General features: G+C 67.6%; 25 protein-coding genes. 5 read left to right on the forward strand and 20 right to left on the reverse strand.

Going from position 1 to position 24,069, the window contains the following annotated elements; all coding sequences use genetic code 11:
• Positions 1 to 31: 31 nt before the first annotated feature.
• Complete coding sequence (locus QFZ61_RS14485; RefSeq protein ID WP_307037175.1) at positions 32 to 475, reverse strand: (deoxy)nucleoside triphosphate pyrophosphohydrolase; 444 nt, start codon at positions 473 to 475, stop codon at positions 32 to 34.
• 209 nt (positions 476 to 684) lie between these two features.
• On the opposite strand from QFZ61_RS14485, the gene QFZ61_RS14490 reads away from it, so the two are divergent.
• Positions 685 to 1,893 carry an MFS transporter gene (locus QFZ61_RS14490; RefSeq protein WP_307037177.1) on the forward strand — a complete coding sequence of 403 codons (1,209 nt, stop codon included), beginning with the start codon at positions 685 to 687 and terminating at the stop codon, positions 1,891 to 1,893.
• Positions 1,894 to 1,933: 40 nt separating this feature from the next.
• Here the strand turns inward: QFZ61_RS14490 and QFZ61_RS14495 are convergent, their stop codons facing one another.
• Positions 1,934 to 2,860: a cation diffusion facilitator family transporter gene (locus tag QFZ61_RS14495; RefSeq protein WP_307037179.1), complete on the reverse strand. Its 927-nt coding sequence runs from the start codon at positions 2,858 to 2,860 to the stop codon at positions 1,934 to 1,936.
• A gap of 229 nt (positions 2,861 to 3,089) precedes the next feature.
• Between QFZ61_RS14495 and QFZ61_RS14500 the strand changes: the two genes are divergently transcribed.
• Positions 3,090 to 3,356, forward strand: a complete 267-nt coding sequence (locus QFZ61_RS14500; protein WP_307037181.1) for a GlsB/YeaQ/YmgE family stress response membrane protein — start codon at positions 3,090 to 3,092, stop codon at positions 3,354 to 3,356.
• Between the two features lie 174 nt (positions 3,357 to 3,530).
• Here QFZ61_RS14500 and QFZ61_RS14505 read toward each other — a convergent pair whose 3' ends face one another.
• The 4 genes from QFZ61_RS14505 to infC form a co-directional block, all read right to left on the reverse strand.
• On the reverse strand, positions 3,531 to 4,430 hold the full coding sequence (locus QFZ61_RS14505; protein WP_307037183.1) for an RNA methyltransferase: 900 nt from the start codon (positions 4,428 to 4,430) through the stop codon (positions 3,531 to 3,533).
• A gap of 73 nt (positions 4,431 to 4,503) precedes the next feature.
• A complete protein-coding gene (gene rplT, locus QFZ61_RS14510) occupies positions 4,504 to 4,887 on the reverse strand; it encodes a 50S ribosomal protein L20 (protein WP_307037185.1) in 384 nt (127 codons plus the stop codon).
• 119 nt (positions 4,888 to 5,006) lie between these two features.
• Complete coding sequence (rpmI, locus tag QFZ61_RS14515) at positions 5,007 to 5,201, reverse strand: 50S ribosomal protein L35 (RefSeq protein WP_009358635.1); 195 nt, start codon at positions 5,199 to 5,201, stop codon at positions 5,007 to 5,009.
• Positions 5,202 to 5,315: 114 nt separating this feature from the next.
• Entirely contained in the window at positions 5,316 to 6,377 is a 1,062-nt protein-coding gene (infC, locus tag QFZ61_RS14520; protein ID WP_373427162.1) for a translation initiation factor IF-3, read from the reverse strand.
• A 409-nt stretch (positions 6,378 to 6,786) separates the two neighbouring features.
• Between infC and QFZ61_RS14525 the strand changes: the two genes are divergently transcribed.
• Entirely contained in the window at positions 6,787 to 7,173 is a 387-nt protein-coding gene (locus QFZ61_RS14525; protein ID WP_307037189.1) for a DUF1844 domain-containing protein, read from the forward strand.
• A gap of 136 nt (positions 7,174 to 7,309) precedes the next feature.
• Here QFZ61_RS14525 and QFZ61_RS14530 read toward each other — a convergent pair whose 3' ends face one another.
• The 8 genes from QFZ61_RS14530 to QFZ61_RS14565 form a co-directional block, all read right to left on the reverse strand.
• Entirely contained in the window at positions 7,310 to 8,632 is a 1,323-nt protein-coding gene (locus QFZ61_RS14530; RefSeq protein WP_307037191.1) for an MFS transporter, read from the reverse strand.
• A 63-nt stretch (positions 8,633 to 8,695) separates the two neighbouring features.
• Entirely contained in the window at positions 8,696 to 9,598 is a 903-nt protein-coding gene (locus QFZ61_RS14535) for an SseB family protein (RefSeq protein ID WP_307037193.1), read from the reverse strand.
• 13 nt (positions 9,599 to 9,611) lie between these two features.
• Positions 9,612 to 10,358: a bifunctional 1-(5-phosphoribosyl)-5-((5-phosphoribosylamino)methylideneamino)imidazole-4-carboxamide isomerase/phosphoribosylanthranilate isomerase PriA gene (priA, locus tag QFZ61_RS14540; protein ID WP_307037194.1), complete on the reverse strand. Its 747-nt coding sequence runs from the start codon at positions 10,356 to 10,358 to the stop codon at positions 9,612 to 9,614.
• A gap of 49 nt (positions 10,359 to 10,407) precedes the next feature.
• Positions 10,408 to 10,566, reverse strand: a complete 159-nt coding sequence (locus QFZ61_RS14545; protein ID WP_307037196.1) for a hypothetical protein — start codon at positions 10,564 to 10,566, stop codon at positions 10,408 to 10,410.
• Positions 10,567 to 11,322, reverse strand: coding sequence for an imidazole glycerol phosphate synthase subunit HisH (hisH, locus tag QFZ61_RS14550; RefSeq protein ID WP_307037198.1), 756 nt, complete (start codon positions 11,320 to 11,322; stop codon positions 10,567 to 10,569).
• On the reverse strand, positions 11,319 to 11,939 hold the full coding sequence (gene hisB, locus QFZ61_RS14555; RefSeq protein WP_307037200.1) for an imidazoleglycerol-phosphate dehydratase HisB: 621 nt from the start codon (positions 11,937 to 11,939) through the stop codon (positions 11,319 to 11,321). The genes hisH and hisB overlap by 4 nt, the downstream gene beginning before the upstream one ends.
• Positions 11,940 to 12,006: 67 nt before the next feature.
• Positions 12,007 to 13,125 carry a histidinol-phosphate transaminase gene (locus tag QFZ61_RS14560; RefSeq protein ID WP_307037202.1) on the reverse strand — a complete coding sequence of 373 codons (1,119 nt, stop codon included), beginning with the start codon at positions 13,123 to 13,125 and terminating at the stop codon, positions 12,007 to 12,009.
• Positions 13,126 to 13,181: 56 nt separating this feature from the next.
• Entirely contained in the window at positions 13,182 to 13,544 is a 363-nt protein-coding gene (locus QFZ61_RS14565) for a LysM peptidoglycan-binding domain-containing protein (RefSeq protein WP_307037204.1), read from the reverse strand.
• A gap of 412 nt (positions 13,545 to 13,956) precedes the next feature.
• On the opposite strand from QFZ61_RS14565, the gene lexA reads away from it, so the two are divergent.
• Complete coding sequence (gene lexA / locus QFZ61_RS14570) at positions 13,957 to 14,706, forward strand: transcriptional repressor LexA (protein ID WP_307037207.1); 750 nt, start codon at positions 13,957 to 13,959, stop codon at positions 14,704 to 14,706.
• 133 nt (positions 14,707 to 14,839) lie between these two features.
• Here lexA and QFZ61_RS14575 read toward each other — a convergent pair whose 3' ends face one another.
• Positions 14,840 to 16,945, reverse strand: a complete 2,106-nt coding sequence (locus tag QFZ61_RS14575) for an ATP-dependent DNA helicase (protein ID WP_307037209.1) — start codon at positions 16,943 to 16,945, stop codon at positions 14,840 to 14,842.
• Positions 16,938 to 18,521, reverse strand: a complete 1,584-nt coding sequence (hflX, locus tag QFZ61_RS14580) for a GTPase HflX (RefSeq protein ID WP_307037211.1) — start codon at positions 18,519 to 18,521, stop codon at positions 16,938 to 16,940. Before hflX ends, QFZ61_RS14575 begins: the two co-directional genes overlap by 8 nt.
• Positions 18,522 to 19,090: 569 nt before the next feature.
• On the opposite strand from hflX, the gene QFZ61_RS14585 reads away from it, so the two are divergent.
• Complete coding sequence (locus QFZ61_RS14585) at positions 19,091 to 19,705, forward strand: class I SAM-dependent methyltransferase (RefSeq protein WP_307037212.1); 615 nt, start codon at positions 19,091 to 19,093, stop codon at positions 19,703 to 19,705.
• On the opposite strand, the gene dapF is transcribed toward QFZ61_RS14585, so the two are convergent.
• The 4 genes from dapF to map form a co-directional block, all read right to left on the reverse strand.
• A complete protein-coding gene (gene dapF, locus QFZ61_RS14590; RefSeq protein ID WP_307037214.1) occupies positions 19,686 to 20,639 on the reverse strand; it encodes a diaminopimelate epimerase in 954 nt (317 codons plus the stop codon). The two genes, QFZ61_RS14585 and dapF, sit on opposite strands and share 20 nt — an antisense overlap.
• A 92-nt stretch (positions 20,640 to 20,731) precedes the next feature.
• The gene (gene miaA, locus QFZ61_RS14595) at positions 20,732 to 21,634 is read right to left on the reverse strand and encodes a tRNA (adenosine(37)-N6)-dimethylallyltransferase MiaA (RefSeq protein ID WP_307037215.1); all 903 of its coding nucleotides are present in this window, start codon (positions 21,632 to 21,634) and stop codon (positions 20,732 to 20,734) included.
• Positions 21,635 to 21,637: 3 nt separating this feature from the next.
• Complete coding sequence (gene miaB / locus QFZ61_RS14600) at positions 21,638 to 23,200, reverse strand: tRNA (N6-isopentenyl adenosine(37)-C2)-methylthiotransferase MiaB (RefSeq protein WP_373427163.1); 1,563 nt, start codon at positions 23,198 to 23,200, stop codon at positions 21,638 to 21,640.
• A 64-nt stretch (positions 23,201 to 23,264) separates the two neighbouring features.
• A complete protein-coding gene (gene map / locus QFZ61_RS14605; protein ID WP_307037217.1) occupies positions 23,265 to 24,041 on the reverse strand; it encodes a type I methionyl aminopeptidase in 777 nt (258 codons plus the stop codon).
• Positions 24,042 to 24,069 lie beyond the last annotated feature (28 nt).

Here is a 24,069-nt window from a genome sequence, read left to right on the forward strand (position 1 = left end):
CCCGGTTGGCCCCAGCGTAGCTACCCCGCGCTCAATTTGGCGAGGGCTGGGCCGACACTGCAGCCAGCAGCGCCTCGACGATCGGCAGGTCAGCCGGAATCCAGGGCAGCCCCAGGACCTCTTCGGCGTTCGCCAGCGCCACCCAGCGAAGCTCGTCGTGGTCTTCCAGCGGCTGCGGTGTCCCGGCGGTCAGCTCCGCGAACCAGACGCGCATGGCAGCCTTGGGATTGAGCGGCCAGCCGGCCGGCGCGCCGGCGGAAAGTTCCGGGCCCAGCCGGACCTCGACCCCGAGTTCCTCCCGCAGCTCACGGTGCAGCGCTTCCTCCGGAGCCTCGCCGGGGTCCACCTTGCCCCCGGGAAATTCCCACATGCCCGCAAACTGGGGTGGCGCGGTGCGCCGTGCCACCAAAAGGCTCCGGGGATCGGCCAGGGAGTCCACTACCGCGCCGCCGACGACGTTGATGAGTTCTGTCACGTCCACCAGTCTAGGGGCGGTCGGACCGGCGCCCGCGGGGGACACTGGGGAGAGCACACCGGGGCCAGGCGTCCGGCGCCGGAATAGCTGGGCACGCGCCCGGCGTTCCCTTCACGGCACCACCCGGCCACCGGATGACCCTCATATTGCCAAGTTCTTTGCCGCATTCTCCTGGCGTCCCGCCGGGATCGTTCCCGAAAAGCAGACGGATGACCCTCTCTAAAGACGCCCGCGCAACACCCCAGACCGGCTCCCGGTCCCTGGCCCTCGCCATTATCTCCCTCGCCATGGGCGGGTTCGGCATCGGCACCACCGAGTTCACCATGATGGGCCTGCTTAAAGAGGTTGAGCACGGCCTGGGCATCAGCACCCCGGAGGCCGGGCACCTGATCTCTGCCTACGCATTAGGTGTGGTGGTGGGTGCCCCGGCGCTGGCCGCCGCCGGGGCCAAACTGCCCCGCAAGTACCTCGCCTTGGGGCTGATGCTGTTCTTCAGCCTGGCGAACCTGAGCTCCTTCATCGCGCCGGACTACGGCACCATGCTGGTGTCCCGCTTCGCTGCGGGCCTGCCACACGGGGCCTTCTTCGGGGTGGCGGCGGTTATCGCTTCCTCCCTGGTCGCTCCGACCAAGCGCGGCTGGGCCATCTCCATGGTGATGGCCGGCCTCACCGTCTCGAATGTCATCGGAGTCCCCTTCGGGACCTGGCTGGGTCAGAACTTCGGCTGGCGGCTGCTCTTCCTGCTCGTCGGCCTGATCGGCATTGCCACCATGGCGATGCTCTGGAAGTTTGTGCCGTACCAAAAACCGCATGAGGACGCCAGCATCCGCCGGGAGCTCGCCGCACTGAAACGGCTGCAGGTGTGGCTCGCGGTCCTGATTGGCGTGGTGGGCTTCGGCGGTTTCTTCGCCACCTACACCTACATCGCCCATACAATGACCTCGGTGGCCGGCATCCCGGCCGAATGGTTGCCGCTCGTCGTCGCGCTTTACGGCGTCGGGATGGTGGTGGGCAACATCGTGGGCGGCCGGATCGCGGACAAGTCCGTGATGGGCACCATCTACTGGGTGCTGCCCGGCGTTGCGGTGGCGCTCGTGGTCTACGCCGTCGCCGTGCACTGGCCCTGGTCCGCGTACGTGATGGTCTTTGTCGTCGGCGGCGCCGGCTCCATGCTGGTTCCGGCCCTGCAGACCCGGCTGCTCGATGCCTCCCCCGATGCTCCGTCGCTGGCGTCCTCCCTGAACCACGCGGCCCTGAACGTGGCCAACGCGCTGGGCGCCTTCCTTGGCGGCCTCGTCATCGCCTGGGGCTGGGGCTACGTCGCGCCGGCACTGGTCGGCGCGGTCCTAGCCCTCCTGGGCCTCGGCGTCGCGGTCCTCAGCGGCGCCGTCGAACGCAAAAAACCGCTGGTCCGGTAACCGCTTTCCTGCGGCTACCGGCCAGCGGCCCAAACCGGCTTTAGGCCTGGCCGGCGCTGATGCGCTGCAGATCCGGTTCGAGGTAAATCTGCCGCGCGGTCGGCACGGCAGCACGGATACGGGCCTCGGCGGCGTCGATTGCCGCGGCGATGTCACGGCCTGAGTCAGCCGCGCCGACGCTGATCTTCGCGGCGACCAGCAGTTCGTCCGGGCCCAGGTGCAGGGTCTTGAGGTGGATGATGGTGGTGCCGTCGGACTCGATGGCGGCCCGGATCTTTCCGACGTCGGCCCTCGTGGCCGACTCGCCGAGGAGCAGGGACTTGGTTTCGATGGCCAGGACCGCCGCGATCGCCACCAGCAGCAGACCGATCATGGCAGTACCAAGCGCGTCCCAGACGCCGTTCCCGGTTATCAGCGTCAGACCCACCCCGAAGAGCGCGAAGAGCAGGCCCAGCAGCGCGCCGAAGTCCTCCAGCAGGATGACGGGCAGTTCTGGCTGCTTGGCATTCCGGATGAACTTCACCCAGCTCTGGTCCCCGCGGAGCGGATTCGATTCGCGGATCGCTGTCCGGAAGGAGAAAGACTCGGCCAAGATGGCACCGACCAGTACGGCCAGCGGAACCCACCAGAAGTCCCCCTCGATGCCGTGCGGGTGCTGGAGCTTGCCCCACGCCTCATACAGGGCAAACAGCCCGCCGACGCTGAAAAGCACAATCGCGACGATGAAGGCGTAGATATAGCGTTCCCGGCCGTAGCCGAAGGGGTGCTCCGGGCTCGCTTCCTTCTTGGCCCGCTTGCCGCCGACGAGCAGGAGCAGCTGGTTTCCGGAATCCGCCACCGAGTGGATGGCCTCGGCCAGCATCGACGAGGACTGCGTCAGGATGAACGCGACGAACTTCAGGACCGCGATCGTCAGGTTGGCCGCTAGAGCCGCCACAATCGCTTTAGTACCGCCGTTTGCAGCCAAGAGAGCTTCTCCTTTGGAGGGTTTGTGAACGTGGTCAACGGATCCGGAAGAGTCCCGTCCGCAAAGAACCACCGTACCCGTTCCGGCCTGCCCCTCGCACCGCCAATGGTTGGGTACGAAGCAAATAACGATTGGGTTCTGCCCTGCTGACACGCCGGAATGCTTGTGTTAGCTTGAAGCCATAATCGGAATTCCTAAGCTGAATACCGACGAATATGTAGGAGGAGACATGGGCTTCATAGGCTGGATCATTCTCGGACTCATTGTAGGTGCAATCGTTAAGGCAGTTATGCCTGGCAGGGTCGGCGGCGGCTGGGTCACCAGCCTCATCCTCGGCGTGGTCGGTGCCATTGTCGGCGGCTGGATCGGAGACCTGCTGTTCGGCGGCGGCAAGATGGAATTCTGGAATCTCGGTTCCTGGATCCTGGCCATCGTCGGCGGCCTCGTCGTAGCCGGCATTTACGGCGCCGTCACCGGACGAAACCGCACAACGTAAAACTCTCACACCGCCGGCCCGGCCACAGCGCCGAGGCGGTAACAGCACGACGGCGGGGGCTCACCGAAAGGTGGGCCCCCGCCGTCCTTGCTGCCGCTGCAGCCCGGCCTTGCCGGGCTGCCAGACGCTGGGTTGCCTGCCGGGCTGCCAGACGCTGGGTTGCCTGCCTGCCTGCTAGACGGTGGGTTGTTGAGACCGGGCGCTGGCGTACAGACAGACGGTCGCGGCGGTCCCGAGGTTCAGGCTCTCGGCTGCCCCGTAAACCGGAACCGCGACCCGGTGGTCCGCCAGGGCTAGTTGTTCCTCCGACAGGCCCTGGGCCTCGTTGCCGAACAGCCAGGCCGTTGGCTGCTCCAGCGAGTAGCCCGAATCGGTGGCCGGTGCACCCAGCCGCCGGGCGGCACTCTCGTCTTGCAGACGGTCCAGGTTGAGTTGTCCGTAGCCGTCGGCGGCGAGCACGCCGATGCCCCGTTCCTTGCAGCGGACCACGATTTCCTCGGTCCCGGCACCCAGCACCACCGGTAGGTGGAAGAGGGACCCCGCCGTCGACCGAACCGCCTTGGGGTTGTAGACGTCAACGCTGGAGGCCGTCAGGATGACTGCGTCCGCACCCGCCGCGTCGGCGGCACGCAGCACGGTGCCGGCGTTGCCGGGGTCCCGGACCTCGCACAGCACGGCAACCAGCCGGGGACCTGCGTCGAGGACCTGCTCAAGGCTGACGTCCAGGAATCGGCAGACCGCCAGAATTCCCTGCGGGGTGACGGTGTCCGCCATCGCGGCGAGCACTTCGTCGGTTGCGAGGTACGCAGCCGTGCCTTCCGCGAGCGGCTCCAGTTCCGGGTGCCGGTCCAGGCAGGATTCACTGGCGTAAACCTCGTGGACGATGCCCGGCTCCCCCGCTGCGATCCGCTGCTGATGCAGGGTCAGCGCCTCGCGGACCGCCTGGGGTCCTTCGACCAGGAACTCACGGCGCTTTAAACGGGCCGGGCGCCCGGCAAGCTGTGCCACCTTCCTCACCCGATCAGCTCGAGGATTGGAAAGTGTCAAGTCTTGCGGGCGCCCGGTTTCGTTCATATAAGAACCTTAGTTGCTCAAGCGAGCGGTTCTAGAACGCAGCCTGGAGGCTCCGTTGCTGCTCGGCAGCCAGTTACTTGGCGGCGGGAGCGGAAGTGTCGCTGGGCAGCGAGTCCTTGGCGATCTGGACCAGCGCGGCGAAGGCGGTGGCGTCCGAGACGGCCAGCTCTGCCAGCATGCGGCGGTCAACCTCGACCTCAGCGGCCTTCAGGCCCTGGATCAGGCGGTTGTAGGTGAGACCGTTGGCGCGGGACGCAGCGTTGATGCGCTGGATCCAAAGGCGGCGGAAGTCGCCCTTCTTCTTCTTGCGGTCGCCGTAGCTGTACACGAACGAGTGCAGCAGCTGCTCTTTGGCCTTGCGGTACAGGCGTGAACGCTGTCCACGGTAGCCCTTTGCGCGTTCGAGGATAACCCTGCGCTTCTTGTGGGCGTTGACCGCCCTCTTCACACGTGCCACGTGCGTACTCCTTCAGAATTCTGATCCCAAGCATCTACTGCCGGATTTGCCGGCTGGCCTGAGAAGCCTTTTTGGTAGTGGACCGGTTGCAGGTGGCAACCGCTCCGGGAACTTGGAACTTAGATGCCGAGCATCTTCCGGATGACCTTGGCGTCGCCCTTGAAGACGATCTTGTCGCCGGCGAGGCGGCGGGTCAGCCTGGAGGACTTGTGCTCGAGGTAGTGGCGGCGGTTGGCCTGCTGGCGGCGCAGCTTGCCGCTGCCGGTCAGCTTGAAGCGCTTCTTAGCACCACTGTGGGTCTTCATCTTCGGCATGGGAACCGATCTCCTTACGTGTCCGCAGACCAGGTCTGCAGTCTTCGCGCAGCCGCCCCTGCAGGCGGCATGCTGGTTTCTTGCTGCCGGACATTACGGTCCGGCAGCCGTGGACTAGTTGGTCTTCTTGCTGCCCGGCTTCGGGGCGGCCTTGGGAGCTGCCGGCCGGGCAGCAGGCTTCGGAGCTGCAGGCCGGGCAACCGGCTTCGGAGCCGCGACCGGCTTCGGGGCCGCCGCAGGCTTATCCGCTGCCGGCTTGTCCGTTGCCGGCGCTGCCTCAGCCGCCTTCGGTGCTGCAGCCTTGGCGGCCGGAGCCGCCTTGGGAGCAGCGGCCTTCGGTGCAGCAGCCTTCGGTGCAGCAGCCTTGGGGGCGGCGGCCTTGGGGGCCGGAGCCGCCTTCGGTGCCGCAGCCCTGGGGGCTTCCTGCTTCGGCTGTTCCGGAGCCTTTTCGGCCGGAGCCGCCTCGGCGGCGGCTTCTTCGACCTTCGCCTCGGCGGGAGCTGCCGTCTCCGGAGCAGCCGCTGCCGGCGACTCAGGTGCGGGTGCCTCGGTCCGGACCTGGTAACCCTCCGGAAGAAGGTCGGCCAGCGACTGCGTCAGGGGCGCCTCGGGGCCTGAGGTGTCAACGCGGCCTGCGGCCTTCGCTTCGTTCTCGGCCTTGGCTTCAGCACGCTGCGTTGCGCGGCGGGCCTCTGCCTTCGCTTCGGCCTTGTTCTTCAGCGGACCCACGACCATGACCATGTTTCGGCCGTCGATGCGCGGGCTGGACTCGACGACGCCCACCTCGGCGACGTCGTCCGCGAAGCGCTGAAGCAGGCGGATGCCCATCTCGGGGCGCTGCTGCTCACGGCCGCGGAACTGGATCATGGCCTTGACCTTGTCACCGGCGCCGAGGAAGCGCAGCGCGTGGCCGCGCTTGGTTTCGTAGTCGTGGGTGTCGATCTTGAGCCGGAAACGGATTTCCTTCAGGACCGTGTTGGTCTGGTTCTTCCGGGCCTCGCGTGCCTTGACCGCAGCTTCGTACTTGTACTTGCCGAAGTCCATCAGCTTGCACACCGGAGGCTTCGCCTGCGGTGCAACTTCAACGAGATCAAGATCGGACTCGGCAGCCAAACGCAGGGCATCCTCAATACGGACAACGCCTACCTGTTCGCCTGCAGGGCCGACCAGCCGCACCTCGGGGACGCGGATACGCTCATTGATTCTTGGCTCGCTAATGTTAAAGCTCCTGTGTTCGTGAGGGGTATTCCGCCGGCAAAAGAAGAAGGCCTCCAATTGCCGGGAGCAATCGAAGGCCTCGAAGATCGGAACGGCCTGCTTCCTGAGGAAGCGGCACGCGTTTCCGCCAGGCGCGATGCCTAAGGGAAATGCCCGACCAGGTACCCGGCAACCTTGATTCCGAAGAGAATACGCGCGGCTGACGCGGGTGGGAGAGAACTCCGCTTGCAAACTGGAAGTCGATTCTACAGTGAGATCCCCGCACAGCGCACATGCGCCCGCCGGGGGCCAAGTACCAGGATCATTCCTGCTCCTCGGCCGCTGTAGAAATAACGACATCCAGTCGGTCTGTGACAAGCTTACCAGCATGAGCACAGCAGATAGTAATTCCCACGTTTACCGGCCGGCGGACGCCCAGGGTGACGTCTCTCAGCAGATCCGCGACATCTCCGAGGTCCCCGCGATCGAGGTCATCACCACCGCCGCGGTCCATCTCATGAGCGCTGCTGCGGTGAAGCTCGGCCTGGCCGCCGAAGACAATGCCGAAGAGCTCAAGGACCTGGACGAAGCGCGCAAACTGATCACGGCCCTGGCCGGGCTGGTAACGGCCGCGGCCCCCGAAATCGGATCCCAGCACGCCGGCCCGTTGCGCGACGGCCTGCGGTCCCTGCAGCTGGCCTTCCGCGAAGAATCCGCCATTCCGGACGCACCGGGCAAGGGCCCGGGCGAGAAGTACACGGGCCCGGTGAACTGATACCCGAGAACTGGTACCGGTAAACCAACGCCGGTGAGCCATTCCCTGCGGCGACGGCGGGCGGACCAAAGCGGTCCGCCCGCCGTCGTCGTTAAGCCAGACGTTGGCAGCCGGGGCGGTCAGGAACCGGCAAGGCCTAGGCCGCGGCGAGCCGACGGCGGCGCCGGCGCTGTAGCACCAGGCCCACCACGCAGAGTACGACGCCGGCCACGCCGACGGAGACGAAGCCGGCACCAGGACCCACGCCGTCGATAAAGAGCCCGGCCAGCGGCGCGCCGAGCGCCACGCCGCCGGTGAGGGCAGAGCCGTACCAGCCCATGGCTTCGCCGCGCCTGCCCTCCTCGACCAGTTCCGCGACCTTCTCCGACGCGGCCGAGAGCACCGGCGCGCAGAGCAGGCCCGGCAGCAGCGAAAGCAGCGCCAGCGTCCAGGTGTCCTGCGCGAAGGACATCGGCAGGCTCAGCGCCGACATGCCCAGCAGCAGCAGAACCGGTGAAACCGGCCGGTGCATCGCCCCGTAAACCAGGCCCCCCAGCACCGACGCCGCGCACCAGAACAGGAACACAATGCCGATTTCTGCCTGATGCCCCCCGGTTTCAAGGGCCGCGACGATCCCCACATCGGTGCCGCTGAGCACCATGCCCGCTCCGGCGGCGACAGCGAAGACTGCGGCGACGGCGGCGGTGAACCAGGCGAAGTTGTGGACGACCTTGTGGCGCAGGCCAAGCCGGCCTTTCCGCCGCTGTTCAGCCGCGGCCAGCGGGGCGAACTCGGCGGCGGCTTCCTGGAGATGGGCCGGTGCGGCAGCGACGACGGCGGCCTCGGCGGCTTCCTGCTGGCTGGACTCAAATACGGCTTCGGACTCGTCATCCGCTTCGATACTGCGGGTCGGCGGGTTGAACCACATCAGGAACAGCCCGGATACCGAGGTGGCGATGCCCACTACGGTCAGCCCTACAACCGAAAATCCCGCCGTCGCGACGACGGCGCCGACGGCCGGGCCGACCATGAAGACCAGCTCCGTGCTGATCGCGTCCAGCGCAAAGGCCGTCCGGCGCTGCTCGCCGGAGGCAAGGATTCCCAGTGACTGGCGCACCACGCTGAAGATCGGCAACGTGAGCAGACCTCCGATGAACACCAAAGGCAGCAGCGCTTCGTAGCTGACGTGCGGGACGATGGACCAGATAACGGTCTCGGACACAACGGAAGGAATGAGTGCCCGGCGCAAGCCCACCGTATCCACGCGGCGGCCGCGCCAGGGGGCGCCCACGGCAATGCCGATGGTCATGACGGCGGCAGCAGCGCCCGCGGCGGCGTAGCCCTGCCCCAGGGTGAGAACGATGTGCAGGGTCAGCAGCACCCCGGCGGCAGAGTGCGGGATACGGGCGATCATGCCGACCAGCAAAAGGTTCCGGATCGGCCGCACGGCCAGCAGATCCCGGTAAAGCGCGAAATTCACGAAACTGCGTTCCTTTGTGTACTGCCGTCGGCAGCACCGGAAGGTTTCCGTTCCGGCCGTCGGCTATGGTGCTGCGCGCTGCAACTTGATTTCGATCGAGTCAACCCGGTCAGCGAATATTTCATTCCGGGCCCAGGCGTCGTTGAGCCCGGCCACGAGGGACTGCACCGCGGCGGCGTCGAGTCCGTCTTCAAGGTACAGCACCACCCGCAGCTCCGGGCCCGCACCGCCGCCGGGAAGCTGTCCGCCGCCGGCCTGCGCCGAAGCCACTCCCCCGCCCGGACAGATCTCCACGCGCCGGAGGGCGGGAAAGCCGGCGGCAGCGGCCGCGACGGCGTCCGCGACCGCCGCGTCACGGTAGCTCGGTGTCCAGCCGTGCTGCCGGGCCAGCGCCCAGACAGCGGGCCGGCGCACCACGAAGGTAGCCTCCGAGCCGGGATCCAGCACGAGCAGTTCGGCGTTCTCCGCGACGGCGGACAGCGCGGCACGGGCGGCGTAGACCGCAACAGGCCGCGCCTCGGGATGCCAGGCCGCCAGGGACCGGGCAGAGGTGAAGACCGGCAGCGCGGTCCGGCCGTCGGGGGCCTGGAGGGTCACCAGAGCCATGTCTGCCTGCTTGTCGCCATGCAATTCACCGTGGGCACCGGCGACGGCGTCGCCTTCTTCAGCCAGCCGGGCAACGATCGGAACGAAGACGCGGGCGGTGGCCAGCGACGCCACCACTGCCGCTTCGTCGCCCTCGCCGGCGGCCAAGGCGGCCAGCGCGGCGAGGTAGCCGGCGTCGGCAGCGCCGTCGTCGTCCTCGAAGTTGTGGATTGTGGCGTCATCGCCGCTGAGGCTGCGCCCGGCCCACGGCTGCCCGGCGGAGTCAGCCGCTCCGCCGGCGCCAGCGAGGGCGGCGGCGATGTGGCCCGGCAGTTCACGGCCGCCGGAGGGCCCGTTGCCGGTAGGGGTGCTGTGTTCCACGGGGCGGCCGGGCCTAACGGCGGCCGGCTACGTCGAGGGCTTCGGGCAGGGTGAAGTTGCCGTTGTAGAGCGCCTTGCCGACAATGGCACCCTCGACGCCGAGCGGAACCAGGGAGCGGAGGACCTTGAGGTCCTCGAGGCTGGAGATGCCGCCGGAGGCCACGACGGGTTTCCCGGTCTTCTCCACCATCTGGCGCAGCAGTTCCACGTTGGGGCCCTGCAGGGTGCCGTCCTTGGTGACGTCGGTAACCACGTAGCGGGCGCAGCCGGACGCTTCGAGGCGGTCCAGGACCTCCCAGAGGTCGCCGCCTTCCTTGGTCCAGCCGCGGCCGGCAAGGGTGGTGCCGCGGACGTCGAGGCCCACGGCGATCTTGTCGCCGAAACGTTCGATCACACGGTGCGTCCACTCCGGGTTCTCCAGGGCCGCGGTGCCCAGGTTCACGCGGGCGACGCCAAGCTCCAGCGCCTTTTCCAGCGACTCGTCATCGCGCAGACCGCCGGAGAGCTCGACTTTGATGTCCAGCTGGCCGACAACCTCACGGAGCAGCCCGGCGTTGGACCCGCGGCCGAAGGCGGCGTCGAGGTCGACGAGATGGACCCATTCTGCGCCCTGCTCCTGCCAGTTGAGCGCGGCTTCCAGGGGCGTCCCGTAGCTGGTCTCACTGCCGGCTTCGCCCTGGACCAGGCGGACGGCCTGGCCGTTGACGACGTCGACGGCGGGCAGCAGCTCAAGTACCGGAAGCGGGGTTTCGGTGATCATCGTTAGGTCCTCATGGTTGGAGCGGCGGGAGCGGGTAGGGCTGCGGGACTCAGTTGCCGGGCAGCGTCAGCAGGTACGCGGCCAGCAGCGACATGCCGGCCAGGAAGTAGAACACGATCTGGACCCACAACGGGCTCTTCTGCTGCCGGAAGGAGACGCCGCCGCCGACCAGCAGGCCGGCGAGGCCCATCAGGACTAGTGACCACATTCAGGCGGTCTTTTCCGGAGCGCCGGCTGGTGCGGCGGCCTGGGTGCGGCCGCGCAGGCTGTCGACCCAGTTCTTCAGCAGGCGCGCACCGGCGTCGCCGGATTTCTCCGGGTGGAACTGGGTTGCGCAGAGCGGGCCGTTCTCCACCGCGGCGATGAACGGGGCGCCGTGTTCGGACCAGGTGACAAGCGGGGCCGCCATTCGCGGCTGGACCACGTCGAAGTCCCAGCGCTGCACGCCGTAGGAGTGCACAAAATAGAAGCGCTCATTTTCAACCCCGGCGAAGAGCGTGGAACCCTCCGGCGCGGTGACCGTGTTCCAGCCCATGTGCGGCACAACCTCTGCCGGCAGGAGTTCCACCTTGCCGGGCCACTCCCCCATGCCCTCCGCGACGGTACCGTGTTCGACACCTGCTTCGAACAGGACCTGAAGTCCGACGCAGATCCCCAGCACCGGCCGTCCGCCGGCGACACGGCGGCCGATCATGCGGATGGCGTCAACGGCCTTGAGTTCCTTCATCACGGTCTCAAAGGCCCCGACCCCGGGAACGACCAGGCCATCGGCGTTCAGCACGTCCTCGGGTTTGGAGCTCAGGATGACCTCCGCGCCGGCCCGCTCGAGGGCGCGCACGGCCGAGCGGATGTTCCCCGAACCGTAGTCGAGCACGGTGACGGTGGGCTTTCCTTCCGGGGAGGGCGGCTTCCGGGCCGCGTCCGGGTCGATGATGGCCCCGTCGCGGAGTTCCGGGCCGGTCACAACGCACCCTTGGTGGAGGGAATGCCTTCAACCCGGGGATCGGGCTCTACTGCGGCCCGGAGGGCCCGGGCGAAGGCCTTGAACTGGGCCTCGACGATGTGGTGCGGGTCCCGGCCGGCAGTGACGTTCATGTGCAGGCAGATACCGGCGTGCAAAGTGATGGCCTCGAAGACGTGCCGAGTCAGGGAACCGGTGAAGTGGCCGCCGATGAGGTGGTATTCCTGGCCCGCTGGTTCGCCGGCGTGCACCAGGTACGGCCGGCCCGAAACGTCGACGACGGCCTGCGCCAGGGCCTCGTCGAGCGGGACGGTGGCCTCGCCGAAGCGGCGGATACCGGCCTTGCTGCCCAGGGCAGTGCGGAGAACCTCGCCGAAGGTGATCGCGACATCCTCCACCGTGTGGTGGACGTCGATGTGCGTGTCGCCGGTGGCCTTGACCGTCATGTCGATCAGGGAGTGCTTGCTCAGTGCGGTCAACATGTGGTCATAGAACGGCACGGAGGTGCTGATGTCGGAGACGCCGGTGCCGTCGAGGTCGATTTCGACGAGCACCGAGGACTCGCTGGTGGTCCGTTCGAGGCGGGCGGTCCGGGCGCCGGCTGTTCCGGTGTTGCTCATGTGGGATGTCCTTTGGGAGAAGGCGGGCGCCCGCGAACGCCGGCGGTGTGCGTGTCCTGGGTTAAGTCTAGGCGGGCTGAACTTCCCGGCCGGCCAGGATCCGTTCGAGGGCCTCCAGAAACCGTGTGGTTTCGGTCTCAGTGCCGGCAGTGACGCGCAGGTGACCGGCAATACCGACATCCCGGATGAGCACGCCGGCGTCCAGCAGCCCCTGCCAGACGTCGTGCTGGTTCTCCAGGCCGCCGAAAAAGACGTAGTTGGAATCGGAGGCGGCGGGCTGCAGTCCCATGCGGGTCAGCTCGGAGACGATCCGGTCCCGTTGGCGCTTGATGTCCTCGACATCGGCCATCAGGGCCGTCCGGTGGCGCAGTGCGGCCAGGGCGGTGGCCTGGGTGATGGCGGAGAGGTGGTACGGCAGCCTGACCAGCCGGAGGGCGTCCGTGACCTCGGGTGCAGCTGCCATGTAACCAATCCGCGCACCGGCCAGGGCGAAGGCTTTGCTCATGGTCCGCGAGACGATCAGCCGCTCCCGGCCGGGCAGCAGCGTCAGGGCGCTGGGCGTGCCCTCGTGGGCGAACTCATGGTAGGCCTCGTCGACGATCACGACGGTCTGACTTGCCTCCCCTGCCTCGTACACGGCCTCGACGACGTCCAGTCCCAGGCCCGTGCCGGTGGGGTTGTTCGGGGAGCAGAGGAAGACGACGTTGGGCTGCAGCTCGCGGACCTGGCGGGCGGCGGATTCGGCACTGAGGCCGTAGTCCTCAACGCGCGCTCCAACGATGTACTCGGTGTCCGTGCCGGCAGCCAGCAGGGGGTACATCGAATACGTGGGAGGGAACCCGAGGGCGGTGCGTCCCGGGCCGCCGAAGGCCTGAAGGATCTGCTGAAGGACTTCGTTGGAGCCGTTGGCTGCCCAGATGTTGCCGGCCGTCAGACCGTGGCCAAGGTATTCAGCCAGCGCTTCGCGCAGTTCGGTGAACTCGCGGTCCGGGTACCGGTTCAGCCCGGCGGCCGCCTCGGTGACGGCTTCGGCAATGGCAGCCCGGACGTCGGCCGGGACGCCGTGGGTGTTCTCGTTGACGTTGAGCAGAATGGGGACGTCCAACTGGGGTGCGCCATAGGGGCGCAGCCCCCGCAAATTCGTCCGGAGGGGCAGTCGGTTGAGTCGCTCTAGCTGGTCGGTCACCCGTCTAGTTTAAGTGAGACCGGGCCCTGGCCTGAAACCGGGCGCTCCGCTTCCGCTTACTTGGCGGGAATGTAGAGCTGCTGGCCGGGGAGCACACGGGCAGCCCCGAGGTTGTTCAACTGCACGATATCGGCGACCACGTCCCGCGGATCGCGGTCCGGGGCGACGGTGCCGGCGATGGTCCACAGCGATTCGCCGGGCTGGACCGTCACTGTGACCGTCGGCGTGAGGGTCAAGCCCCCGGACGAATCAGCGGCCTTGGCCGGCGCGTTGAGGAAACCGGCAAGCGAGAGGATGAGGGCCGCGAGCAGGATCAGCGGCACGCCAAAGAAGACGAACCTTCCCCGGCGGGTCAAGCGCAACGGCGCCTGTTTCATTGCAGCCGCGGGTGCGGCGGGCCGGCGGGAACTTGAAACCATGGAATCGGAATTAGCGCTTACTGCTGACATGAACTGAGCCCTCCTGGACTGATCTGTGCCGCCCGGCGTACTCCTCGTACCTGCCGCCAACCGGCCGAACCATCTAACGCAAAACTTGAAAAGCTGATCGTTCGCACGCTTCGAATGCACAACCGAACGGTTACCCGAGCTCCGAACCGATTCTTCGAACACATATTCGAACCCTGCTGTTCTATTTTTAGCACCTATGAACGAACATTGTCGAGACTCACTAGAACAAATGTTTGAAAAACCCGAACGGCTGGCCTATTTTTGAAGCACAGGACAACCGCCTGGAACGATCAATAGCAGTTGACCAGCGGGGTCTGACATTTTTAGGACTGACTGGTCCCGGCACGCACGGCGGCCGGGGAAATGGAGAGGCGTGGCGAACATGGCAGCACAAGCCGCCGGCGGGAGGGCTCCCCAGCGCAGCCCTCAGACCAGCCGGGCGCCTAAGGGCCTTACCGTCCGGCAGAAGAAGATCCTGGAAACCATCCAGCGCTCCGTGACGGACAACGGCTACCCGCCCTCCATGCGTGAAATCGGCGACATCGTCGGACTCGCCAGCCTCTCCAGCGTCACCCACCAGCTCTCGCAGCTGGAGAAGCTGGGCTACCTGCGGCGGGACCCCAAGCGTCCGCGGGCCATGGAAGTACTCATGCCACTGACCCTCGACGAGGGAGCTACCAAGATTTCCGGGGCGGAGAAGTCGAGCGGCCTTCGCGCGGTGGGTGGCCGCGCCGTCTCCGAGCTGGCCAGCGCCACCGACACCGCGATGGTGCCGTTCGTCGGCCGAATCGCAGCGGGTGGACCGATCCTGGCGGACCAGGTGGTGGAGGACGTGATGCCCCTGCCGCGCTCACTGGTGGGCCACGGCGAATTGTTCATGCTCAAGGTGGCCGGTGACTCCATGATCGACGCCGCCATCTGCGACGGCGACTGGGTGGTCGTACGGCGCCAGAACGACGCCGTCAACGGCGACATCGTTGCCGCGCTGCTCGATGATGAGGCCACGGTCAAGACTTTCCGCCAGCGCGACGGCCACACCTGGCTGCTGCCGCAAAACACCCAGTACGAGCCCATACTCGGCGACCATGCAGTCATCATGGGCAAGGTCGTCTCGGTGCTGCGTTCGCTCTAGCCCTGTCGGGTGTCCCGCTAGCCGGAAGGCCGCCGTCCGCCCGGACGGCGGCCTTCCGCGTTTCGGCTGCGGCGGCCGCGGCTATTTGGCTGGCTGCCCGGCAGGCGCCTCCTTGGCGAGCCCGCGGCGGCGCCTATCTGGCTGGCTGCCGGGCGGGCGCTTCCTTGGCGAGGCGTTCGAGCGCGGCGAAGGCCACCGCGGGATCCGTGGTCGGCCAGAACGGCGGGAGCGCGGCCCGCAGGAAAGCACCGTACCGTTCAGTCGACAACCGGGAGTCAAGCACCGCTACGACGCCCTTGTCCGAGGTCGAGCGGATCAGCCGGCCGGCGCCCTGGGCCAGGCGGATGGCGGCGTGCGTGGCCGAAACACTCATAAAGCCGTTCCCGCCCGACTGCGCCACGGCGCGGGACCGTGCGGTCATCAGCGGGTCATCGGGCCGCGGGAACGGAATCCGGTCGATCACCACCAGCCGACAGGAGTTCCCGGGCACATCGACACCCTGCCAGAGCGACATGGTGCCGAACAGGCAGGTATCCGGTTCATCGGCGAACTGCTTCACGAGCGCCGTCATGGTGGACTCGCCCTGGCACAGGATGTTGAGCCCCAGCCGGGGCCGCATGGCATCGGCGGCTTCTTCGGCGGCACGCCGCGAGGAGAAGAGGCACAGGGCGCCCCCGCCGGAGGCCCGGATCAGCTTTTCGAGTTCATCCAGGGCCTCGGGGGACGTGCCCCGGCCCGGCTTGGGCAGGTGCCGGGCGACGTATAGGATGCCTTGCTTCGGATACTCAAAGGGTGAGCCGACGTCGACGCCGGTCCAGCTGGGCGCGCCGGGGCCGACCAGTCCCAGGCCGCCGGCGGCCGGCTCAAAAGCGGAACCGATGGCCAGGGTCGCCGAGGTGAGTACCACGGTGTGGTCGGCAAAAAGCCCCTCGCGCAGCCGTCCGGCGACGCTCAGCGGGGCAATGTTGATCAGGGCGGGCGCGGAGTCATCCGGCTGCGAGTACCCCTGCTGGGGATCAAAGCTGCTGTTCCGCGAGAACCACACCACTTCGCGGTTCTCCTTCGCTGCCAGCAGCCGTTCGCACAGTTCGAGGATCACCATCAGGCGGGAGCGCGCGAGCTGCCGGCCGCCGTCGGCCGTGGCGCTGCTGTCGCCCTTGGAGTCCGAGAGCGCAGCGCGGCAGGCGTCACGCAGCTGGTCGACGCAGTCGAGCTGCTCGTTGTTGAGCCCGTTGGGCATCAGGCCGCTGGGAACGCCTTCGATCGCGAGTTCAAGGTTGGCAGCGGCGTTGTTGAGCGCGTCCACCGTGATGCCGGTGTGCTTGCGGGCACCGGAGGCGGCTGCGTGCACCATGGCCACGGACAGTTGGCCGGACACGGCGCCGGTGACCCGGTCCTGCAGTTCGTGCGCTTCGTCCACCACGACGACGTCATACTCGGGCAGCACCGCCAGGCCTTCGAACGCGCTGACGGCCAGCATGGCGTGGTTGGTGACCACGACGTCGGCGTCGGCAGCGTTCTGCCGCGCGAGTTCACTGAAGCACTCGGCGGCCAGCGGGCATTTCTGCGCGCCGAGGCACTCCATGGAGGTGACGGAGACCTGCCGCCAGGCGCGGTCGGTCACGCCGGGCAGGAGCTCGTCGCGGTCCCCGGTCTGGGTGTCCTCGGCCCACTCGCGGAGCCGGACCACCTCTTTGCCGAGCTGCGAGGACGGCCCGCCCATGGCGGCAGCGAAGTGCGGCACCGAGGTGTCCTCGCCGAGGGAGAACAGCTGACCTTCGGACGGTTCCTCCGAGGGGAACCCGCCTTCGAGCTTGTGCCGGCAGACGTAATTGGAGCGGCCCTTGACCAGGGCGATCTTCACCGGCCGTTCCAGCGCCGGGGTGATGGTCTTGAGCAGCCGGGGCAGGTCGCGGCCGACGATCTGGGTCTGCAGTGCAAGGGTAGCGGTGGAAACCAGGGTCGGTTTGTCGCTGACCAGCGAATGGGCGATCAGTGGGATCAGGTAGGCCAGGGACTTGCCCGTTCCGGTTCCGGCCTGGACCAGCAGGTGGTCGCCGGTCTCGATGGCGCGGGCCACCTGCCGGGCCATCTCATGCTGGCCGTCGCGGCTCTGGCCGCCCATGCCGGCGACCGCCCGGTCGAGGAGTTCAACCACAAACTCCTCGCCGGACGCGCCGGACGCTTCCGGGTCTCCGGCCGAATCCGGTTCTGCTTCCGCCGCCGCTGGTTCAGTCATTGCTGATGAACGAGTCCAGCTCTGCGGCGAGTCCTTCGCGTACCATCACGACGGCACGGGTGCCGGTCTCCTCATGGTCGAGGCTGATGATCTCGGCGTCCGTCTCGTGCAGCTTGCTCAGCAGATCACCGCGGTCGTACGGGATCATCAGTTCCAGCTTGACGCTGGGCCGCGGGATGCCCTCGCTGATGGCTTTGAGCAGTTCCGGGATGCCTTCGCCGGTGCGGGCCGAGACGACGACGTGGCGCGGTTCGCGCTGCTTGAGCCGTTCGATCACGAACGGGTCTGCGGCGTCGGCTTTGTTCAGGACGATGATTTCCGGGACCTTGCGGGCGTCGACCTCGCTGAAGACCGCACGGACTGCCGCTATCTGCCCTTCCGGGTCAGGATGCGAGACGTCCACCACGTGCAGGATCAGGTCCGCGTCCGCGACTTCCTCCAGAGTGGAGCGGAAAGCTTCCACGAGCTGGGTAGGCAGCGAGCGGACAAAGCCCACGGTGTCGGCGAGGGTGTAGCCCAGGCCGTCCGGGGTTTCGGCTTTCCGGACGGTGGGATCCAGCGTGGCGAACAGGGCGTTCTCCACCAGGACGCCGGCGTCGGTCAGCCGGTTCAGCAGCGAGGACTTGCCCGCGTTGGTGTAGCCCGCGATTGCCACGGAGGGAACCGCATTACGGCGCCGGTTGGACCGCTTGGTTTCCCGGGCCGGCTTCATAGCGGCGATTTCGCGCCGCAGCTTGGCCATCCGGGTGCGGATCCGGCGGCGGTCCAGCTCGATCTTGGTCTCACCGGGGCCGCGAGAACCCATGCCCGCGCCGGCGCCGCCGACCTGGCCGCCGGCCTGGCGGGACATTGATTCGCCCCAGCCGCGCAGTCGCGGCAGCAGGTACTCCAGCTGGGCCAGTTCCACCTGCGCCTTGCCTTCGCGGCTCTTGGCGTGCTGGGCGAAGATGTCCAGGATCAAGGCGGTGCGGTCAATGACCTTGACCTTGACGATGTCCTCAAGGCTGCGGCGCTGGGAGGGGGCCAGTTCGGCGTCGACCACCACGGTGTCCGCACCGGTGGACATCACGATGTCCTTGAGCTCCTGGGCCTTGCCCGAGCCCAGGAAGGTGCCCGGGTCGGGCTTCGCGCGGCGCTGGACGAGGCCGTCTAGAACCTCGGAGCCGGCCGTCTCGGCGAGGGCGGCGAGCTCGCGCAGGGAATTCTCGGCGTCGGCGAGGGTGCCTTCCGTCCACAGCCCCGCGAGCACGACCCGCTCAAGGCGCAACTGCCGGTATTCGACTTCGGTGACATCTTCGAGCTCGGTCGAGAGGCCGGCGGTGCGGCGCAGGGCGCGGCGTTCCTCGAGGTCCTGCTGATCGCCGTCGTAGCCGCCGTGTTCCTCGTCCAGCCCGGAAATCGCTTGGGCCTTACCGAGAACAGCTTTGGATTCGCCGGGCTCCCCCGCGCGGGCGCTGCGTCCTACCTTCGGGGCGGGAGCGTCTTTGGAGAGAATCCGGTCAATGACAGCCTGGATTTCCGCAGGACTCATGTCCTGGGCGGCTGAATCGGATCCGGTGTTGGGCTGACTGGTCATGGTCTCCTTTGAAGAGTGTGCAATCTCAGAATAGTGCTGTTCGGTGCTTCTTGGCGCGGTATTCGCGCTGGGCTGACGACTGTCGGTCAACCGGGCCTCCTGGATAGCGGGGCGGTGGGGGCGCGCCCGGCTGGTCGGTGCACTGCCACCTTCACGCTAAAAAATGGCGTCGGCGGACGGTGCGGAGCTGTGTGGGAAGTGCGGCTGTTGAACGCCGCACGGTGTGGATACGGTCCGCCCCGGTATGGAGAGAAATCCGCGGCCGGCCCTGAAGATGCCAGCCGATGGAACTCAAAGTACAGCGCGCGCCGGTAGCGGCGGGAAAGCCGGAACGAGGGGTGCGCGGAGCGGAAGGTGAATACCTGCGTCGCTGCGGGGACGGGCGCTGCTCCCCAGTGACGTTGGAGACGAAACTGGGAAACGAAGGCCCGCGCCGGCTACTTGAAGTTCAAGATCATGTCATCAATAATAGCAGATTTTCTCCTGTTACCTTGGCGCCACAGGTCCGGCCCCGGGGGTTTTCCGGCCGGTTTCCCATAGCACCGAAGCTCAAACTAATCTGGCCAGTTATGGAGTCTGCACACTATTTCAGCGCCCAGCCCGCCGGGCCGTTTCCCCGCAAGCCCCTGGCCGTGGAGCTTGCCGGCGAACCGCGAAAGCTGCAGACGTCCTCTGGTATTTTCAGTCCGGACGGAATCGACAAGGGAACCGCTGTGCTGCTCGCGGATGTGCCTTCCCCGGCCCCGCTGGGGAACCTGCTGGACATCGGCTGCGGCTGGGGCCCCATTGCGCTGACCATGGCACTGAAGGCGCCGCATGCGCGGGTGGTCGCCGTGGACGTCAATGAGCGTTGCGTGACCCTGACGAATGAGAATGCCGCCCTGCTGGGGCTGGGCAACGTCACGGCCAGCTTGCCCGGGGACGTGGACCCGGACCTGCGCTTCGACACCATCTGGTCCAACCCGCCCATCCGGATCGGCAAGGACGAGCTCCACGCCCTGCTGCTGCACTGGCTGCCACGGCTCGCTCCCGGTGGCTCGGCCTGGCTGGTGGTGCAGAAGAACCTGGGTTCGGATTCACTCCAGCGCTGGCTGGCAGCCGAGCTGGACAGCAGCTTCACCGTGACCCGCGAGAGCACGTCGAAGTCGTTCCGGATTCTGCGCGTCAGGAAAGCGTCCCGCTAGCAACAATTACGGCGGGTCCGCTGAGTTCCACGTGCTCATGGCCGTCTGCGGCCACAAAGAATTTCACGCCGACGACGCCGCCGGGGACCGCGACCTTCCAAACGTCGGGGGCGCCCTGGCCGGCCCAGTGCCGGATGGCGACAGCTGCGGCGCAGGCACCGGTCCCGCAGGACAAGGTCTCCCCCACTCCCCTCTCGTGCACCCGCATCGTGACCGTCCCGACGCCGTCGTGCACCAGCGGCTCGGAAGGAACGACAAATTCGACGTTGGTCCCGTGCGGCGGCAGCGGGTCAACGTGCGGCGCCCGGAACAGGTCGGTGGCGTCCAGCTCCGCGATTTCGGCCAGCGCGACGACGGTGTGCGGGTTGCCCATGCTGACCGACAATGCCGGCCGGGCTACCTCAAGTCCGTCGGCGCTGACCAGGGAGTCCATAGCCCGCGCGGTGGCCTCCCCCGGGAAGATGAACTCCCATGGGCCCATGTCGACGGCGTAGCCGGCCGCGGTGCGGACGACCGTCTTGACGCCGGCCCTGGTTCCGATGGTCAGCGATTCGCCGGCGGGCAGGTCGGCGAGGCCTTCGGCAATCAGGAAGTGGACGAAAACGCGGACCCCGTTGCCGCACATTTCCGAGAGCGAGCCGTCGCCGTTCCGGTAGTCCATGAACCACTCGGCTTCCGGGTGCGCGGCGAGCAGCGCTGCGCCTTCGGGCAGCAGCCGCGAGGGGACTGCGCGGATGAGCCCGTCGCCGCCGATGCCGCGGTGCCGGTCGCAGAGGGCCGCTGCCTGCTCCGGGGTCACGGAGAGGGCGCCGTTGGGGTCGGCGATCAGGACAAAGTCGTTGCCGGTTCCGTGGCCTTTGGAGAACTTCAGGCCGCTGAGGCCGGCGGTGTCGACGGCGGCGTGCTCAGCGGCCGTAGCTAGGGTTTCGTCCATGGCTCAAGGCTACCGTTCCGGCCGCGGCGGTGCGGAACGCGTGCGCCGGTGGGGGCGGGCACCGGGCGCGTTAGCGGCGAGAGCACCGGGGCCTAACCGCAGAGCGCCGCCGCTTTCGGCGACAGGAGCGGGTCCTGCCAGTCCAGCCAGCTGATCCGGGGGTCGGCTCGGAACCAGGTGAGCTGGCGGCGGGCGAATTTCCGGGTCGCGGCAATGGTCTCTTCGACGGCCTGCGCCTCGTCTGCCTGGCCGTCCAGGACGCTGAGGAACTGGGTGTAGCCGAGGGCCCGGGAGGCTGTCTTGCCGTGCCTCAGGCCCGCTGCGTCCAGGCGCTGCACTTCGGCCAGAAGCCCCTGCTGCACCATAGAATGCACCCGCGCCGCGAGGCGTTCGCGGAGCTGTTCACGGTCCACCTGCAGGCCGAGCTGCACGGCCGGCTGGAAGTACTTCCGCTCCGGCATGAACGAGCTGAAGGGCCGGCCGGTCAGTTCGAAAACCTCGAGGGCCCGGATGACCCGGCGGGCGTCGCCGAGCCGGCCGGCAGAGACGGGGTCCACACGTTCCAGCCGGGCCCGCAGCGGCGTCAGGCCTGCGGCCTGCTCTTCCGCCTCAAGCCGGCGGCGGATTGCAGGGTCGGTACCCGGAAAGTCCAGCAGGTCGAGGGCTGCGCGGACGTAGAGCCCGGAACCGCCGGCGAGGATGGCGCGCTTACCGCGGGCATGGATGTCCGCGATGACGGCCCGGGCGCGCTGCTGGAAGTCCGAGACGCTGGCCTCCTCGGTGACGTCCAGGATATCCAGCAGGTGGTGCGGCACTCCCCGGCGCTCGGCCTCGGTGATTTTGGCCGTGCCGATGTCCATCCCGCGGTAGAACTGCATGGCGTCGGCGTTGACGACTTCCCCGTCGAGGGCCAGCGCAAGCGAGACGGCGAGCTCCGACTTTCCGGATCCGGTCGGTCCAACGACCGCGATGACCGGCGGGGTGGCGGCGACCACAGGCTAGCGCGCGCGGATGGGCAGGCTGGGCATGCCCAGGGAGACCCCGGTGGCGCCGGCTTTTCCGGCCGGTGCCGGAGCGCCGCACGAATCGGCCTGGGACCGGTCCCAGGCGTCGCCGGCCCGTGAGCGGCGCAACTGGTACTCGTCGACTGATGAGGGGTCCGCGACGAGGTGGAAGGCGGCCGCTTCGGTGATGGTGACGGTGACGAGGTCTCCCGGACGGGGTGTTTCCGCGCCGGCCGGCACCGAGAAGTGCACGAGCCGCTGGTCCCGGGCGCGGCCGGAGAGGCGATGCGTTTCCCCTGCCTTGCGGCCGGACTGTGCGGTGACCATCACCTCGACGCGGCGGCCCAGCTGGCGGGCGTTCTCCTCGGCGGCGATGCGGTCCTGCAGTGCGGTGAGCCGTTCAAAGCGTTCCTGCACCACAGCCTTGGGGAGCTGGTCCGGGAGGTCGGCAGCCGGGGTACCCGGCCGCTTGGAGTACTGGAAGGTGAACGCGGTGGCGAAGCGGGACTGCTCCACAACGTCGAGGGTGGCCTGGAAGTCCTCTTCGGTTTCGCCCGGGAATCCGACGATGATGTCGGTGGAGATGGCGGCGTGCGGGATCTTTTCGCGGACCTTGTCCAGGATGCCAAGGAACTTGGTGGAACGGTAGGACCGCCTCATGTCGCGGAGCACCTTGTCCGAGCCGGACTGCAGCGGCATGTGCAGCTGCGGCATGACGTTGGGGGTCTCGGCCATGGCGTCGATGACGTCGTCGGTGAACGCTGCCGGGTGCGGGCTGGTGAACCGGACGCGCTCCAGGCCGGGGATCTCGCCGCAGGCACGGAGCAGCTTCGAGAAGGCCTGACGGTCGCCGAACTCCACGCCGTAGGAGTTCACGTTCTGGCCCAGCAGGGTGACCTCGATGGCGCCGTCGTCGACGAGGGCCTGGATTTCGGCGAGGATATCGCCCGGACGGCGGTCCTTTTCCTTGCCGCGCAGGGCGGGGACGATGCAGAACGTGCAGGTGTTGTTGCAGCCGACCGAGATGGAGACCCAGCCCGAGTAGACGGAGTCACGCTTGGTGGGCAGCGTCGAGGGGAACACGTCAAGGGATTCCAGGATTTCGAGCTGTGCCTCGTTGTTGTGCCGCGCCCGGTCCAGCAGGGCCGGCAGGGCCCCGACGTTGTGCGTGCCGAAGACCGCGTCGACCCAGGGCGCCTTCGCGAGGATAGTTTCCCGGTCCTTCTGCGCGAGGCAGCCGCCAACGGCTATCTGCATCCCCGGGTTGGCGTCCTTCACCGGGCGCAGCATGCCGAGGTTGCCGTACAGCTTGTTGTCGGCGTTTTCCCGCACGGCGCAGGTGTTGAACACCACGACGTCGGCCAACTCGCCTTCGGAGCGGACGTAACCGGCGGCTTCCAGCATGCCGGACATCCGCTCGGAATCGTGGACGTTCATCTGGCAGCCAAAGGTGCGAACCTGATAGGTGCGGGCCGGGGCCGTCTCGGGGACGACGGCCGTCGCGGGCGCCAGACTGGTCGAAGGGCCGTCGGCTGGGGAGGAAATGGTCAAACTCACCTGTTAAGGGTAACGGCTCCGCCCGCCGGTACCCATGGGTGGCGCGGGCAGCCGCGGTGCGGCGCTACGCGGGCGGGGCCAGCGTCAGGATTTCCGACCCGTCCTCGGTGATGGCGATCGTGTGTTCGCTGTGGGCCGTCCGGCACCCGGTAGCGCTGCGGAGCGTCCAGCCGTCGGCATCGGTGATGAGTGTGGCGGTGTCCGCCATCACCCACGGCTCCAGCGCCAGCATCAGCCCGGGACGGAGGGTAAAGCCCCGGCCGGCCCGGCCGGTGTTGGGCACGTGGGGGTCCTGGTGCATGGTCGAGCCGATGCCGTGGCCACCAAACTCGGTGTTGATCGGGTAGCCGGCAGCGCTGAGGACCGAGCCGATGGCGGCGGAAATGTCGCCGATTCGGGCGCCCGGCCTTGCGGCGGCGATACCAGCCGACAACGCCCGCTCGGTGGCCTCGATCATGGCGACGCTCTCCGCGGGACCGGAACCGCCGACGACGAAACTGATGGCAGCATCTGCGGCGATGCCGGCCTTGCAGACCGCGAGGTCGAGGGTCAGCAGGTCACCGTCGGCCACTGCGTAGTCATACGGCAGGCCGTGCAGGACAGCGTCGTTGACGGCGGTGCAGATGTAGTGGCCGAACGGTCCGCGTCCAAACGGCGGCGCGTAGTCCACGTAGCAGGACTCCGCGCCCGCCACGGCGATCAGGTCCCGGGTCCAACGGTCGATCTCCAGGAGGTTCGTGCCCGCCGCCGTTCGGCTTTTCACGGTCTGCAGGATGCGGCCAACGAGGGCGCCGGTCTCCCGCGCACGGTCCAGTTCGGCGGAGTTCAGGATTTCGATCATCCAATAACTATACCGGTCAAATTATCCC

This window comes from Arthrobacter sp. B3I4, assembly GCF_030816855.1.
GTDB lineage: Bacteria > Actinomycetota > Actinomycetes > Actinomycetales > Micrococcaceae > Arthrobacter.

What these genes read in the sequence shown, in the direction of transcription:
- QFZ61_RS14490 (WP_307037177.1), top strand. Translation starts at nt 685, where the DNA reads ATGACCCTCTCTAAAGACGCCCGCGCAACACCCCAGACCGGCTCCCGG.
- QFZ61_RS14500 (WP_307037181.1), top strand. Translation starts at nt 3,090, where the DNA reads ATGGGCTTCATAGGCTGGATCATTCTCGGACTCATTGTAGGTGCAATC.
- QFZ61_RS14505 (WP_307037183.1), bottom strand. Translation starts at nt 4,430, where the DNA reads ATGAACGAAACCGGGCGCCCGCAAGACTTGACACTTTCCAATCCTCGA.
- rpmI (WP_009358635.1), bottom strand. Translation starts at nt 5,201, where the DNA reads ATGCCGAAGATGAAGACCCACAGTGGTGCTAAGAAGCGCTTCAAGCTG.
- QFZ61_RS14525 (WP_307037189.1), top strand. Translation starts at nt 6,787, where the DNA reads ATGAGCACAGCAGATAGTAATTCCCACGTTTACCGGCCGGCGGACGCC.
- priA (WP_307037194.1), bottom strand. Translation starts at nt 10,358, where the DNA reads ATGATCACCGAAACCCCGCTTCCGGTACTTGAGCTGCTGCCCGCCGTC.
- QFZ61_RS14545 (WP_307037196.1), bottom strand. Translation starts at nt 10,566, where the DNA reads ATGTGGTCACTAGTCCTGATGGGCCTCGCCGGCCTGCTGGTCGGCGGC.
- hisB (WP_307037200.1), bottom strand. Translation starts at nt 11,939, where the DNA reads ATGAGCAACACCGGAACAGCCGGCGCCCGGACCGCCCGCCTCGAACGG.
- QFZ61_RS14565 (WP_307037204.1), bottom strand. Translation starts at nt 13,544, where the DNA reads ATGGTTTCAAGTTCCCGCCGGCCCGCCGCACCCGCGGCTGCAATGAAA.
- lexA (WP_307037207.1), top strand. Translation starts at nt 13,957, where the DNA reads ATGGCAGCACAAGCCGCCGGCGGGAGGGCTCCCCAGCGCAGCCCTCAG.
- QFZ61_RS14575 (WP_307037209.1), bottom strand. Translation starts at nt 16,945, where the DNA reads ATGACTGAACCAGCGGCGGCGGAAGCAGAACCGGATTCGGCCGGAGAC.
- hflX (WP_307037211.1), bottom strand. Translation starts at nt 18,521, where the DNA reads ATGACCAGTCAGCCCAACACCGGATCCGATTCAGCCGCCCAGGACATG.
- QFZ61_RS14585 (WP_307037212.1), top strand. Translation starts at nt 19,091, where the DNA reads ATGGAGTCTGCACACTATTTCAGCGCCCAGCCCGCCGGGCCGTTTCCC.
- dapF (WP_307037214.1), bottom strand. Translation starts at nt 20,639, where the DNA reads ATGGACGAAACCCTAGCTACGGCCGCTGAGCACGCCGCCGTCGACACC.
- map (WP_307037217.1), bottom strand. Translation starts at nt 24,041, where the DNA reads ATGATCGAAATCCTGAACTCCGCCGAACTGGACCGTGCGCGGGAGACC.